The sequence below is a fragment of the Brumimicrobium sp. genome (assembly GCA_023957385.1).
GTDB lineage: Bacteria > Bacteroidota > Bacteroidia > Flavobacteriales_D > Crocinitomicaceae > Brumimicrobium.
This window is the reverse complement of the sequence record JAMLGZ010000001.1, coordinates 2,205,872-2,220,815: the sequence shown is the minus strand read 5'-3', so window position 1 is coordinate 2,220,815 and position 14,944 is coordinate 2,205,872. Positions and strand designations below refer to the sequence as shown.

The following is a 14,944-nucleotide window of genomic DNA, read 5'->3' as shown; positions in this document are numbered from 1 at the left end:
GGCGAATTTAGAAAATTCTTACATCGAATAAAATGAATTAAGTCATTTTTCATAAAATCACTACCTTCGTTATATCAAATGGATACATCTCCCACATATTGGTTGGCTTGTAGCGGCGGTTTAGATTCTGTTGTTTTGGCTCATTTACTTAAAGAATCACAGCAATCTTTTGGAATTCTACATTGTAATTTTCATTTAAGAGGAGAAGACTCAAATCTGGATCAGAAGTTTGTAGAACAACTTGCCATAGAATTGAATGTCCCCATTAGAATAAAAGAATTCGACACCTTTCAATATATGAAAAGCCATCAAATGAATCTTGAATTAGCCGCCAGAGAATTGCGGTATAATTGGTTTGAGGAAATTATTGAAATAGAAAAGACCTACATTATTCTTGCACATCATAAAAATGACCAAATTGAGACCTTCTTCACTCAATTACGTAGAGGAGGGAAAGTGCGAGGGTTGGCCGGTATGCCTGTTTATCGGGATGGATTTATTCGTCCATTATTAAAGTATTCTAAAGAAGAATTGAAATCTCTAGCATCTCGTTATCATTGGGCTTGGAGAGAAGATAAAAGCAATGAATCCAATGAATATGTACGTAATCTCTATAGAAATAAGCTACTTCATCTAATCGAAAAGCAAGGTTTCCCTATTGTTGATGTTATTCCTTTGATGCATGATTTTCAGCATTTGCTTTCTTATTTAAATACTTTGCCCAAACCAAATTCTTGGAAACTGAATGAATGGCAAAATCTTCCTATTTGGTTTAAACAACATCTTCTTACTCACTACAAAGTTTCTGAATTTCCTACTGAAGAAGTGGATAAACTACTCCATTCTGAAAAAGGGAAATATATCGGTAATCAAGAGACTTCCATTTGGAATGAAGGGAATGTATTAATTTTTGTAAGCAATAAAATAGAAGATTCACAAAAACAAATCAAAATAGAAGAAGTGAAAATCCCTGATTTCACCTTGCTCAACTGTATTTATATAGATGCAGACAAAGTAGCGATGCCGCTGGATGCTCGAAAGTGGAAAGAAGGTGATTTATTTCAGCCGTATGGAATGAAAGGAGTAAAAACAGTTGCAAAATTCCTGAGAGACAAGAAAATCCCTTCTCATCAAAAAGAGAATTATTGGGTGTTAGAAGATAATACTTCTCGTATTATTGGCATTTTTGGTTTTGGAGCTGGAGAGTTATTTAAGATTGACAAAAACTCTCAAACAATTTGGCAAATAAATTTAGTCGATAAATAATGGAACATTCTTACTTCTAGGTTGTTATATAATTAAATGAAGGGGTATGAATTATAAAGAAAAATTAATAGCTGAAATTCAGCGTGAAGGATTAAGTACGCAGAAGTTACTTAAAGCAGTACCAAGTGATCAATTCAATTGGAGACCTCATGAAAAATCTATGAATTTATTACAATTAGCACAGCATATTGCACAGATTTCTCATTATCCACAAATTATTGCAACTTCAGAATTTCTTGATTTTGCAAATGATACACGTAAAATCCCAAACATCAATACAGTGGAGGATTTGGTAGCTTTTTCAAAGGAAGGCACCGAAAAATCAGTAGTTGCTCTTTCTAATTTGTCAGAAACGGATTTAGAGAAAAAGTGGGTAATGAAAAGAGGAGATATCATTATCATTGAAAATACGAAAGATTTTGTGATAAGACATGTTGGGTTAAATCATTTGTATCATCATAGAGGTCAATTAGGTGTGTATTTACGATTGTTAAATGTGCCTGTACCTGGAATGTATGGTAGAAGCGCCGACGAGAAGTAATCAATCTGAGTCTCCTTTATTTTTTCATGTCAAACTCTAATAATCTAAAGAGTTCCTCTTGAATTTCGGGTTTAAAGATGTTATGGCCAAATGGAAGAAGTTTTAAGGCATCTTGATTCTTTACTTTTTTGAGGAACTTACGGGCACTTTTTTTAGAAATAATTTGATCATATTGCCCAATAATAATTTCAAATTTAATATGGTTATATTGAAGTGCGTGCCGGATTTCGGTATTGGAAGGTTTTAAATTCCTAAAACTACTCCATGATTGATATCCTATTTTTAATCTTTCTGGATTATCAGCATAAAATTCTAAGAAATCAATCACTTTCGGATGAATAAGTCGAAATTTCATTAAAAATTTGGAAATACTCATGAGTTCATTTGGCTTTTGTACCCAACGTTTGAATAACATACGTGCCCACCATTGACGTTGTGTCCAGCTGTAAAAACTATAGTTATTCATGCCGTCTGGAGCTATAAGATACATACTCTTTACCCGATGCGCAAAATAAGGAAAGGCACATAATGTAAATCTTCCACCTTGCGAATAAGCAACCCAATGAAAGGTGTCCACATTTTCATTTTCTAAAATTTTTTCTAACAACTTTTCAACATGTAGTGGGGTGATTTCACCCGTTTCTATACGCTCAGGTGAGAAGGTAGAATAGTGGTGTAGAAAGAGGTGAATCGAGATGATTTTTCGCTCTTCGGTTGCTAAAAAGCGAAAGTCTTCGGCTGACCTTCCATTACCATGGAAGCAAAGTATAGCATTGTTTCCGTTGCCATATACTTCATAAAATAATTTAAAGTCTTCGAGCTGTACCTCCTTTAATTTTTCTTCCATTTTTTCATTTTTTGGAGATATAAATTCTCTCCTTTTATGTGTATATAAAATTTGAATTTAACATTATTTATTACTGTCGTTCATAAATTTATTATGCACGCCTATAAAAGTACTAAAAATGAATTAAATTTGTGCTCCGATTGTATCACGCTTTTTTATAAAAAGCATAAAAAATAAGTAAATGCCTAAAAACGAAAAGATTAAATCGGTTCTTATCATTGGGAGTGGCCCCATCGTCATCGGTCAAGCATGTGAATTTGATTATTCCGGATCTCAAGCAGCTCGTTCTCTGAGAGAAGAAGGGATTGAAGTTACCTTGATTAACTCAAATCCTGCGACTATTATGACAGATGAAGTGGTAGCTGATAATATTTATCTCAAACCTCTTACCCCTGAAAGTATCCGAGAAATTTTAACATTACATAAGATTGATGCCGTGTTGCCTACTATGGGGGGGCAAACAGGATTGAATTTATCTATGGAATGTGATAATTTAGGTATTTGGGAAGAATTTGGTGTGGAGATGATAGGAGTGGATATCCACGCTATTGAGGTGACGGAAAATCGTGAAGATTTTAGAGAATTAATGAATGAAATTGGGATCCCTATGGCACCCCAAAAAACAGCACGTTCTTTTCTCGAAGGGAAAGAAATTGCGCAAGAATTTGGCTTGCCTCTTTGTATCCGTTCTTCTTTTACCTTAGGTGGTGCAGGCGCTGGAATCGTATATAAAGAAGACGAATTTGACAAGTTACTCGAACATGGTTTACATGAATCGCCCATTCATGAAGTAATGATTGATAAGGCATTAATGGGCTGGAAAGAAATCGAGATTGAAATAATTCGTGATAGTAATGATAACTTCATTATTGTATGCTGTATTGAAAATTTTGACCCTATGGGTGTTCATACAGGAGACTCTATTACGATAGCTCCTGCAATGACAATATCTGATAAATGTTACCAGAAAATGAGAGACATGTCTATCAAAATGGTACGTGCTGTTGGACATTTTGCAGGAGGATGTAATGTGCAATTTGCAGTTTCTCCGGATGAAAATGAAGAAATTATAGCAGTAGAAATTAATCCACGGGTTTCACGTTCATCTGCTTTAGCTTCTAAAGCTACGGGTTATCCCATTGCAAAAATTGCCTCTAAGCTAGCAATTGGTTATACCTTAGATGAGTTAGACAATCAAATCACAAAGACTACCACTGCCTTTTTTGAACCAACAGTAGATTATGTGATTGTTAAAATACCACGTTGGAATTTTAATAAATTTCCAGGAGCTGATCGTAAACTTGGTTTGCAAATGAAAGCGGTGGGAGAAGTGATGTCAATTGGACGCTCTTTTCAAGAAGCACTTCAAAAGGCGTGTCAGTCGCTCGAGATTGGAAGAAATGGACTAGGGGCTGACGGGAAAGAATGGACAGATCAATCAAAAATTCTTGATAGTTTAGAACATCCAAGTTGGGATAGATTATTCCATATTTATGATGCGATTAAATTGGGAATTCCATTTAAAACTATCCAAGAAAAAACTAAGATTGATATTTGGTTTTTGCGTCAGATTGAAGAGTTGATTAAATTTGAAAAAAGGATTGAAGCTTTTAGTTTGAATACTATTCCAAAGCAATTGATGTACGAGGCTAAGCAAAAGGGTTATGCGGATCGTCAGTTAGGTCATCTCTTAAAATGTTTGGAATCTGAAGTACGTGCGAAACGTATAGAAATGGGTGTGAAACGTACCTTTAAACAAGTTGACACATGTGCGGCTGAATTCCCTGCTCATACTCCTTATTTCTACTCTACTTTTGAAACTGAAAATGAAAGTGAGGTTTCTGATAAGAAAAAAGTGATAGTGCTTGGTTCTGGTCCAAATAGAATTGGACAAGGTATTGAATTCGACTATTCTTGTGTTCATGGAGTAATTGCTGCAAAAGAAGCAGGATATGAAACCATAATAATTAACTGTAACCCTGAAACTGTTTCTACAGATTTCGATACAGCAGATAAATTATATTTTGAACCTGTTTTCTGGGAACATATTTACGATATCATTGATCATGAAAAGCCAGAAGGTGTAATTGTTCAGTTGGGCGGTCAAACTGCCCTAAAATTAGCTGAAAAGTTAGAGCGTTATGGAATCAAAATTATTGGAACAAGTTATGATGCAGTTGACTTAGCGGAAGATAGAGGACGTTTCTCCAATTTATTAAGAGACCACAATATTCCTTTCCCTGAATTTGGAGTAGTTGAGAACGCAGAACAAGCCTTGGAATTAGCTGATACTTTAGGTTTTCCAATTTTGGTAAGACCATCCTATGTATTAGGTGGCCAGAAAATGAAAATTGTTATCAATAAAGAAGATTTGGAGCACCACGTTGTTGATATTCTTAATGAAATGCCTGAAAACCAAATTTTATTAGATAGATTTTTAGGTGGAGCTATTGAAGCAGAGGCTGATGCTATTTGCGATGGTGAAAATGTGTACATCATTGGTGTGATGCAACATATTGAACCAGCAGGTATTCATTCGGGTGACTCTTACGCAGTGCTGCCTCCATATAATTTAGGAGATTTTGTGATGCAACAAATTGAAGATATCACCAAGAAGATTGCTGTAGAATTAAAAACAGTAGGTTTAATTAATATTCAATTTGTTATTAAAGATGAAAAGGTATATGTAATTGAAGCAAATCCAAGAGCATCTCGAACTGTGCCTTTTATTTCAAAAGCATATAAAGAGCCTTATGTGAAATATGCGACTAAAGTGATGTTGGGAGTGAATAAGGTTACAGATTTTCAATTCAATCCAAAGCGAGAAGGGTATGCAGTTAAGATTCCTGTGTTCTCTTATGGTAAATTCCCTGAAGTTACTAAGGAATTAGGTCCTGAAATGAAATCTACTGGAGAAGCGATTCAGTTTATTAAAGACTTGAAAGATCCATTCTTTTTGAAGATATTTGCTGAACGAAATCTGTATTTGTCTAAATAGTATGATTCTTAGTATTACAGGGCTTTTCAGAACTATTTTAATAATCATTGGAGTGATTGTTATAATGCGCTTTATTGGTCGATTAATGATGGCAAGAAGACAACAGGAGGCAGATAATAAATTCCAACGTGAAAAAGAAGCTTTCTTGAAAGAAAAGAAGCGCAGTGAAGCTCAACTTGGTCAAACAAGGGTAATTCCAAAAAGAAACATTGAAGCTGAAGATGCAGATTTTGAAGAGATTAAATGAGTTTAGATAAAGATTTCGATAAAAACAATCTTTTTTTTCAGAAAGTATTGTCAATTTAAAAAAGTAGATTATATTTGCACTCGCTAATGAAAAAGGAAGATACAGCGGTATGTCCATTAGCATTTTGAATAATACAAAATTTAACAATGAAAATTGTAGCTGACTGTTGTCAGCATCTTTATAAAGATTATAAATTTTGGTTTGGTAGTTCAGTTGGTTAGAATACATGCCTGTCACGCATGGGGTCGCGGGTTCGAGTCCCGTCCAGACCGCAAAGCTCAATCGAAAGATTGGGCTTTTGCTTTTTTTAAACCCTAGCAATCTATATAATAACTTTTATCTTGAATAATCTTTGAGATTATTGAAGTTGCTATATATTTAATTACTTTTAACGACGAGTTAAAATATTTACTACAATGAAACAATTCGCCATCATTACTGGAGCAAGTCGAGGTTTAGGAAGAGTTTTCGCTACAGAAATGGCTAAATTAAAGCATAATCTTATCTTGATTAGTTTACCTAATGAAGGATTAAGTGAATTTTCTTCAGAATTGCTTGCTGCCTATGGAGTAGATATCATAAATTATGAAATTGATTTATCAAATAAAGAAATTGTGTGCGCAACAGCTCAGGATATTAATGAAAAATATCAAGTTTTCTTTCTCATTAATAACGCCGGAATTGGAGGGACAAAAGATATTACCAAAATAGATTTGGGATATATCCATAAAATTATTGAATTAAATGTGTTGGGGACTACAACTTTGATCCATCAATTGCTCCCTAATTTAATGAAACAATCAAAAAGTTATATTTTGAATATCTCAAGTTTGGCTGCTTTGACTCCCATCGGTTATAAAACAGTGTATCCCGCTTCTAAGGCATTTATTCATCATTTTTCACTTGGATTAAGACAAGAGCTTAAGACTACATCTGTTTCTGTGAGTGTAGTGCATCCTGGAGCTATGGCTACAAACCCAGATGTTACAAAGAGAATGAAAGAACAAGGCGTACTAGGGAAATTAACTCAATTAAATATTGAGAAGGTTGCCAAGAAGTGCATTCATCAAACATTGCATGGAAAGAGAGTGATTGTAGTTAATAGAATTAGTTGGACACTAATGTATATGCTACCAACTCGCATGTGGACGCACTTGATAACAAAGGGTGTTAAAAAGGAAATAAATATGTAATTATTTAATTTTTACAATTATAATGATAAACTTAATACAAGAAATAATTACCCGTTTTGGTCCTCGTATAGCAGGATCGGAAGCTGAAAAGAATGCACAAATATTCATACAGAGCAAGTGTAAGGAATTTACAGATGATACTCATTTTATGCCTTTTGAAAGTTATTTGGATGCTCGTTTTGGAAAACTGAAATATTTTGTTGCTCTATTCTTCGTTTCTCTTATTTTGTTTTGGTGGACAATATGGGGTGCGCTAATTGTTTCGCTAGTAAATGTTGTCTTTCTTTTAGTAGATTTTCTAATGTATCGGGTAATTCTTTCTTCATTTCCCGGTAAAAAACAAACTTCTTGGAATGTTGAGGCATCCATAGAACCTAAGGGAGATGCGAAAAGCACCCTTATTGTCAGTGGGCACATGGATAGCACAAGAGAATATACTTGGTGGTACAGGTTGGGATATTTTGGAAAACAGTTGACAATTTATGCAGGTGTATTGATGCTATTGCAATTTGTTTTTAATTTATGTGCTCTTTGGCTCCCCTTCGAAATGATGCTGAATATTTGGTTTGTGTTTTTGTGTTTGAGCCCCTTGACGATTGTATATTGGTCAATGCAAGGCAAAAACGGTGTACCTGGTGCACACGATAATCTATCAGGAATAACTATTGCCTATCATCTTTTTCAATATTTTGCCGATAATAGCAACAAAGGAAAATCTACATTAGAAAATACACGCATCCGCTTTATCAGCTTCGGAAGTGAAGAAAGGGGATTGTGTGGTGCAAAGGCTTATGTAAATGAATACTACGATAAATTGGTAGCAGAAAATGCAATTATGGTTAATTTTGATAGTATTCGCCTAGTTGATGAGTTGGCTGTTGTAAAAAAAGAAGCAGCGGGTACAGCGCATCACCCTGTGCTAGTTAGGGAAACCAAGCGGAGTTTTGAAAACCTCCAAATCCCTTGTAAATATACAACTGTACCAATTGGAGGGATGGATTCTACACCCTTTGCTAGAAAAGGCATTCCAACAGTGTCTATGCTCGGAATTACACCAAAAGATCCTTATTATCACACAAGAAATGATAGTGTAGAGAATATAGAACCTAAATCTATAGAAAATGCCTTTGAGGGTATTAAAGATTTTATTATTCGCTGGGATAGAGGGGAAGTGAATTTATAGCATCAGATCATCCCTCTACTTTTAAACCACTCGAAAGTATCTGTTAAGGTTTGCTCCATACTTGTTTTTGTATAGCCTAGTTCTTTTTCTGCTTTCTCCGTGGATATATGTTGGTTTCCATCAACTAATATATCCAAATAAACTTTATCGTAAATTGGTTTTGTACGTGTTAATAACGCATATAATTGTATAAAAGGTAAACCTATAATAGCAAATGCTACTGGCAGTTCAATAAATCGTTTCGTTTTTCCTTTGACTTTATATACTAGTTCTGCAAACTCTTTTAATGGATAAAAACGTCCACCTAAAATATAAGCTTCGCCTGATTTTCCATATTTCATGGCTTGTATGGCGCCTCTTGCAACATCACGAACATCGACGAAATCAAAACCACCTTTAATCATGGCAGGGAACTTACCTCTATAGATATCAATTGTTGCTTTTCCTAGTTTTGAAGGTTGGAAATCAAAGGGACCGATTACGCCTGTAGGGCATACTATCACCACATCTTGTCCATCTTTTGATGCCTGAATAGCTAATTCATGTCCGTCCCGTTTGGTTTTATCATAAAAGATGGCTTTTTCTTCAATATATTTTCGGGTTTCATCTAAAGGAATATTGTATGGAAACTGTTTGAATACATGAATGGAGCTAAAATGCACAACTTTCTGAATACCCAATTCTTTGGCAACTTGTAAAACATTCTGTGTTCCAGTTACATTGATGTCATAAACTCTTTGATGGAAACGATATCCCAACCCAATTACACCAGCCACATGAAATATAGCATCACATCCCTCCATTAAACATTTGAGAGAGTTTTTGTCTAGTACGTTTCCGTTACAAAATTGAATGGGTAAACCTTCCAAACTAAGATTAGAATTTCTTACTAAAGCAACAACTTCATACCCCTCTTGTATTAATTCTCTACAAAGTACTGAACCAATATGCCCTGATGCTCCTGTAATTGCTATTTTCATACTTACTATCTATTAAACAAAGATACGTATTTATCAATTTTAAACGCTACACTATTTTTTAATTATTATTTTCCTGATTTTCTTGCTTTCTTTTTTTAATTTTGTACACTTTACAAGAAATTTTTATGAAAGATATCAAGATGGTTGACCTAGTTGGTCAATACGAAAAGATTAAACCACAAGTACAAAGTGCAGTTAATAATATTTTGGATAATGCTCAGTTTATAAATGGGCCAGATGTAACGGCCTTTAAAAATGAACTAGCTACTTATTTGGATGTAAAACATGTAATCCCATGTGCTAATGGTACGGATGCTTTGCAAATTGCATTGATGTCTTTAGGATTAAAATCAGAAGATGAAGTCATACTCCCTTCCTTTACTTTTATCGCTACAGCTGAAGTAATTGGTTTATTAGGGTTGAAACCAGTATTTGTAGATTGTGAACGGGATTCTTTCAATATTTCTATAAAAGCAATTGAAGCCGCAATTACTGCTAAAACCAAGGTGATTGTTCCAGTTCATCTGTATGGACAAGCCTGTGATATGGAAGCTATCTTAAAAGTGGCTAAAAAATATGATTTAAAAGTGATCGAAGATAATGCCCAAGCGATTGGTTCTGATTATACATTCTCTAATGGAAAAACTGTAAAGGCAGGAACAATTGGTAACATCGGTTGTACAAGTTTCTTCCCTTCTAAAAATCTAGGAGGATATGGAGATGGAGGAGCTATATTTACCAACGATGATAAATTGGCAGATAAGATTCAAATGATTGCTAATCATGGTCAAAGCAAACGCTACTACCATGATTTAGTAGGATGTAACTCTCGTTTGGATACGATTCAAGCTGCTATCTTACGGATTAAATTAAAAGAATTAGATAACTATATTGATGCACGTAGGAAAGCTGCAGATTATTACGATACACATTTAAGTCAAATTAAAGGAATAACTGTTCCTTATAGATCTGAATTTTCCAAACATGTATTTCATCAATATACCTTACAACTAGCTGATGAAATCAATCGTGATGAGTTGGTTGATTTCCTTGGTAAAAAGGGAATTCCAGCAATGATTTACTATCCTGTTCCTGCACATCAACAAAAAATGTTTGCCTTCATTGGTTCTTCATATGGAAGCATGGTAAATACAGATTGGTTAACTTCTCGAGTAGTTTCTTTACCTATGCACACAGAATTAGATGAAGAGCAATTGAAATTTATCTGTAAATCAATTAAAGAATTTGTAGAGAAATAGTCTTTTTCTACTAAAATCACTAATCTAATCTATATGAAAAAGAGAGTTCTAATAACAGGTGCTGCTGGTTTTCTAGGTTCTCATCTCTGTGATCGCTTTATCAAAGAAGGGTTTCAGGTAATAGGGATGGATAATTTAATCACAGGACGTTTGGAAAATATAGAACATCTCTTTCCATTGGAAGATTTCACCTTTTATCATCAGGACGTTTCAAATTTCATTCATGTTCCTGGGAAATTGGATTATATTCTCCATTTTGCTTCTCCTGCAAGCCCAATTGATTATTTAAAGATTCCAATACAAACCTTGAAAGTAGGCTCTTTAGGAATTCATAATTGCTTGGGATTAGCCAGGGCTAAAAACTCACGTGTACTTATTGCCTCTACTTCCGAAATCTATGGAGACCCAACTGTACATCCACAAAAAGAAAATTATTGGGGAAATGTAAATCCAGTCGGACCAAGAGGTGTGTATGATGAAGCAAAGCGTTTTCAGGAAGCTATGACCATGGCATATCATACCTATCATGGATTGGAAACGCGTATTGTTCGTATTTTTAATACCTATGGACCTCGCATGCGTTTAAATGATGGTAGAGTACTCCCTGCCTTTATAGGACAAGCATTGAGAGGTGAAGATTTGACAATTTTTGGAGATGGAAGTCAAACTCGCTCCTTTTGTTATGTAGATGATTTAATAGAAGGAATTTTTAGACTGTTATTTTCTGACTATACAGAACCTGTTAATATAGGTAACCCTGATGAAATTACGATTCGCGAGTTTGCTGAGGAAATTATTCAGTTGACTGGAACGAATCAGAAGATTATTTATAAAGATTTACCTGTAGATGACCCGAAACAAAGACAGCCTGATATAACTAAAGCAAAAGAAATTTTGGGATGGGAACCAAAAGTTTCTCGTGCAGAAGGGTTAAAGATAACTTACGAATATTTTAAAACGCTTTCTTCTGAAGAACTCTTCAAGAAAGAACATAATAATTTCGATAAATACGTAAAATAATGAGTTACTTTTCTCATGAAACAGCAATCATCGACGAAGGATGTCAGATTGGAGAGGGAACAAAAATCTGGCATTTCTCACATATTATGCCTAATTGTATTATTGGCGATAAATGTAATATTGGACAGAATGTGGTGGTTTCCCCAGATGTAGTGTTAGGAAGTAATGTTAAAGTTCAAAATAATGTTTCCATATACACGGGAGTGATTTGTGAGGATGATGTGTTTTTGGGACCATCTATGGTTTTTACCAATGTGATTAATCCTAGAAGTGCTATTATTCGAAGAGATGAATATAAAAAGACATTAGTTAAGAAAGGAGCTTCTATTGGTGCGAATGCAACGATAGTTTGTGGCAATACAATAGGTGAATATGCGTTAATAGGAGCGGGTGCTGTAGTTACAAAAGATGTTCCAGCTTATGCCTTGTTGGTAGGAAATCCTGCTAAACAAATAGGATGGGTTAGTGAATATGGTCATAAACTTTATTTTGACGAAAACGGAGAAGCTATATGTCCAGAAAGTCAAGAGAAATACAAATTAAAGGATAGGATTGTAATTAAAATAGAAAATAATGGGAGATAAAATCAGATTTGTAGTGATTGGATCAGGGCGTATTGGTAAACGTCATGCAATGATGATACAACAACATCCAGATGCTGAATTAGTAGCTATGGTTGATATTCTTCCAAAAGAAAATCTAGAAATTGATGAATTTAAGGTTCCTTATTTTAATTCCGTAGAAAATTTTATTGATTCTAATATTGATTTTGATATTGCGAATATTTGTACACCCAATGGATTGCATGCTGTTCAAAGTATTCAGTTTTTAGAACAAAATAAACATGTATTGTGTGAAAAGCCAATGGGCTTATCTAAAGACAGTTGTGAGAAAGTGATTTTTAAATCACTTCAGATGTCTAAACATGTGTTTTGTGTGATGCAAAATCGCTATTCTCCTCCTTCCGTATGGATTAAATCGGTAATTACCCAAAAGTTATTGGGAGAGATATTTCTAGTTCAACTAAACTGTTATTGGAATAGAGATAATAGATATTATACTAAAGGAGGGTGGAAAGGAACTCAGGCTATGGATGGTGGAACTTTGTTTACTCAATTTTCACATTTCATTGATATTATGTATTGGCTATTCGGAGATATTAAAAATATCCAAGGAAAATTTGCTAATTTCATTCATCAAGACTCCATCGAATTTGAAGACTCAGGTTTTGTTAGTTTTGATTTTGTTCAAGGCGGTATGGGAAGTATCAACTATTCTACGGCAGTTGCTACCCAAAACTTCGAATCTTCAATTACCATTATTGGAGAAAAGGGTTCTGTAAAAATTGGTGGTCAGTATATGAATGAAGTTGAATTTTGTAATATTGAGAATTATAAAATGCCTGAATTAGCACCTACTAATCCAGGAAATGATTATGGAGGATTTAAAGGTTCGGCGGCTAATCATCAATATGTAATTCAAAATGTAATTGAGACTTTACGCGGTCAGAATACAGCAACTACAAATGCTTTGGAAGGGATGAAAGTGGTTGAAATTATTGAAAGAATATACGCAGTACGCGATAAACAAGGATATTAAACTGAATTTTATGGCAAAACGAAATATCTTACTTACAGGTGGGGCAGGATTCATAGGGTCACATGTGGTACGCAGGTTTGTTAAGAATTATCCGGATTATCATATTGTTAATTTTGATAAACTCACCTACGCAGGAAATCTTGAAAATTTACGTGATATTGAATCAAGTGGTAATTATTCATTTGTAAAGGGGGATATTTGTAATGCTGAGGACCTAAAAACTACTTTTAATAAATACCATATTACAGATGTGATTCATTTAGCGGCAGAGTCGCATGTTGATCGTTCTATCTCTGGTCCAATGGATTTTGTAGTTACAAATGTTGTGGGAACTGTAAACTTGATGAACGTCTGTCGTGAATTTTGGAAAGATTTAGATAATCATATATTTTATCATATTTCTACCGATGAGGTATATGGAAGTCTAGGTGAAAGAGGCCTTTTTACAGAAACAACGGCGTATGATCCACGTAGTCCCTATTCGTCATCAAAAGCAAGCTCAGATCATTTTGTGAGAGCCTATCATCATACGTATGGATTGAATATCCGAATTTCTAATTGCTCAAATAATTATGGAAGCCATCAATTCCCTGAGAAATTAATTCCATTGATGATAAATAATGCCGTAAAAGGGAAGGATTTACCTATCTATGGAGATGGATTGAATATCAGGGATTGGTTGTGGGTTGAAGATCATGCTAGTGCTATTGATGTTATTTTCCATAAAGGTAAAGTTGGAGAAACATATAATATTGGAGGTTTAAATGAGTGGAAAAATATTGATTTAGTACATCAATTAACTCAAATTATTGATAAGAAATTAGGAAGAACTCCAGGGACAACTGCTCAACAAATTATCTTTATTAAAGATAGGGCTGGACATGATAGAAGATATGCGATTGATGCTTCTAAATTAGAACGTGAATTAGGTTGGAAACCATCTATAACTTTTGAGATTGGCTTAGAAAAAACGGTAGAGTGGTATCTTAATCATACGGAATGGATAGAAAATATCGTATCGGGATCCTATCAAGAATATTATAGCAAACAGTACAACGTATAATGTTTAGCCTCTTTAGAAAACATATTGATTCATTTAACCTAGCCTCAGTAGCAGTGGATATGCATAGTCATCTCATTCCTGGGATAGACGATGGAGCTAAGGATATGGATAATACAATGGAGTTACTCCGAAAATTTTCAGAGTTAGGCTATCAGAAAGTAATTACAACTCCTCATATTTATTGGGATTATTATAAGAACACATCTGAAATTATTTTGGAAGGTCTCCAAAAAGTGAGAGAACGTGTGGAACAAGAACAATTACCTATTCAGGTAGAAGCAGCAGCCGAATACTTTTTTGACGCTCATTTTTTAGACTTAATTGATAATGATGAGATACTAACTTTTGGTGATAAGTATGTATTGTTTGAATTACCCTTCTTAGTAGAACCTTATAATGTAGATCAGTTGATATTTCTGTTATTAGGAAAAGGATATAAACCTATTATGGCTCATTTTGAAAGATATTTATATTATCATTCGAAAACTTTGGCGATGGCAGAAGATTTTAGACGGAGAGGGGTGGCTATTCAGTTGAATCTATTATCATTAACAGGGCATTATGGAGAATCAGTTAGACATCAGGCTGAGTTGATGATAGAAAAAAATCTGGTTGATTTTGTTGGAACTGACTGTCATCGTATAGAACATCTTGAGATTATAAAAAGAAATCTGAAAAAAAAGAATTTTTCAAAATTATCTGAATTGAATTTAAAGAATAATCAATTGTTGTAATAAATATTAAATTA

General features: G+C 34.3%; 14 protein-coding genes and 1 tRNA gene. 13 read left to right on the top strand and 2 right to left on the bottom strand.

The features are described 5' to 3' along the window. Positions 1 to 78 precede the first annotated feature (78 nt). Positions 79 to 1,266, top strand: a complete 1,188-nt coding sequence (gene tilS / locus M9897_09715) for a tRNA lysidine(34) synthetase TilS (GenBank protein ID MCO5269158.1) — start codon at positions 79 to 81, stop codon at positions 1,264 to 1,266. A gap of 46 nt (positions 1,267 to 1,312) precedes the next feature. Then, a complete protein-coding gene (locus M9897_09710) occupies positions 1,313 to 1,807 on the top strand; it encodes a DinB family protein (protein ID MCO5269157.1) in 495 nt (164 codons plus the stop codon). 16 nt (positions 1,808 to 1,823) lie between these two features. On the opposite strand, the gene M9897_09705 is transcribed toward M9897_09710, so the two are convergent. Then, the gene (locus M9897_09705; GenBank protein ID MCO5269156.1) at positions 1,824 to 2,654 is read right to left on the bottom strand and encodes an alpha/beta hydrolase; all 831 of its coding nucleotides are present in this window, start codon (positions 2,652 to 2,654) and stop codon (positions 1,824 to 1,826) included. A gap of 181 nt (positions 2,655 to 2,835) precedes the next feature. Between M9897_09705 and carB the strand changes: the two genes are divergently transcribed. The 5 genes from carB (at position 2,836) to M9897_09680 (ending at position 8,275) form a co-directional block, all read left to right on the top strand. Beyond that, positions 2,836 to 5,652 carry a carbamoyl-phosphate synthase large subunit gene (gene carB / locus M9897_09700; protein MCO5269155.1) on the top strand — a complete coding sequence of 939 codons (2,817 nt, stop codon included), beginning with the start codon at positions 2,836 to 2,838 and terminating at the stop codon, positions 5,650 to 5,652. 1 nt (position 5,653) lies between these two features. After that, positions 5,654 to 5,899 (top strand): hypothetical protein, encoded by a 246-nt coding sequence (locus M9897_09695; protein MCO5269154.1) that lies wholly within the window; start codon positions 5,654 to 5,656, stop codon positions 5,897 to 5,899. Between the two features lie 198 nt (positions 5,900 to 6,097). Beyond that, positions 6,098 to 6,171, top strand: a tRNA-Asp gene (locus M9897_09690). A 144-nt stretch (positions 6,172 to 6,315) separates the two neighbouring features. Next, on the top strand, positions 6,316 to 7,092 hold the full coding sequence (locus tag M9897_09685) for an SDR family NAD(P)-dependent oxidoreductase (GenBank protein ID MCO5269153.1): 777 nt from the start codon (positions 6,316 to 6,318) through the stop codon (positions 7,090 to 7,092). Positions 7,093 to 7,114: 22 nt separating this feature from the next. After that, positions 7,115 to 8,275 carry a M28 family peptidase gene (locus tag M9897_09680; GenBank protein MCO5269152.1) on the top strand — a complete coding sequence of 387 codons (1,161 nt, stop codon included), beginning with the start codon at positions 7,115 to 7,117 and terminating at the stop codon, positions 8,273 to 8,275. A gap of 2 nt (positions 8,276 to 8,277) precedes the next feature. Here M9897_09680 and M9897_09675 read toward each other — a convergent pair whose 3' ends face one another. Further along, positions 8,278 to 9,255 carry an NAD-dependent epimerase/dehydratase family protein gene (locus M9897_09675; GenBank protein MCO5269151.1) on the bottom strand — a complete coding sequence of 326 codons (978 nt, stop codon included), beginning with the start codon at positions 9,253 to 9,255 and terminating at the stop codon, positions 8,278 to 8,280. Positions 9,256 to 9,380: 125 nt separating this feature from the next. Between M9897_09675 and M9897_09670 the strand changes: the two genes are divergently transcribed. The 6 genes from M9897_09670 to M9897_09645 are packed head-to-tail and all read left to right on the top strand — an operon-like array spanning position 9,381 to position 14,930. After that, positions 9,381 to 10,514, top strand: a complete 1,134-nt coding sequence (locus M9897_09670; protein MCO5269150.1) for a DegT/DnrJ/EryC1/StrS family aminotransferase — start codon at positions 9,381 to 9,383, stop codon at positions 10,512 to 10,514. A gap of 33 nt (positions 10,515 to 10,547) precedes the next feature. After that, the gene (locus M9897_09665; protein MCO5269149.1) at positions 10,548 to 11,534 is read left to right on the top strand and encodes an SDR family oxidoreductase; all 987 of its coding nucleotides are present in this window, start codon (positions 10,548 to 10,550) and stop codon (positions 11,532 to 11,534) included. Beyond that, complete coding sequence (locus M9897_09660; GenBank protein ID MCO5269148.1) at positions 11,534 to 12,118, top strand: N-acetyltransferase; 585 nt, start codon at positions 11,534 to 11,536, stop codon at positions 12,116 to 12,118. The genes M9897_09665 and M9897_09660 overlap by 1 nt, the downstream gene beginning before the upstream one ends. Continuing rightward, a complete protein-coding gene (locus M9897_09655) occupies positions 12,108 to 13,133 on the top strand; it encodes a Gfo/Idh/MocA family oxidoreductase (GenBank protein ID MCO5269147.1) in 1,026 nt (341 codons plus the stop codon). The genes M9897_09660 and M9897_09655 overlap by 11 nt, the downstream gene beginning before the upstream one ends. 10 nt (positions 13,134 to 13,143) lie before the next feature. Beyond that, entirely contained in the window at positions 13,144 to 14,196 is a 1,053-nt protein-coding gene (rfbB, locus tag M9897_09650) for a dTDP-glucose 4,6-dehydratase (protein MCO5269146.1), read from the top strand. Beyond that, on the top strand, positions 14,196 to 14,930 hold the full coding sequence (locus tag M9897_09645; protein MCO5269145.1) for a histidinol phosphatase: 735 nt from the start codon (positions 14,196 to 14,198) through the stop codon (positions 14,928 to 14,930). Before rfbB ends, M9897_09645 begins: the two co-directional genes overlap by 1 nt. Positions 14,931 to 14,944: the final 14 nt, after the last annotated feature.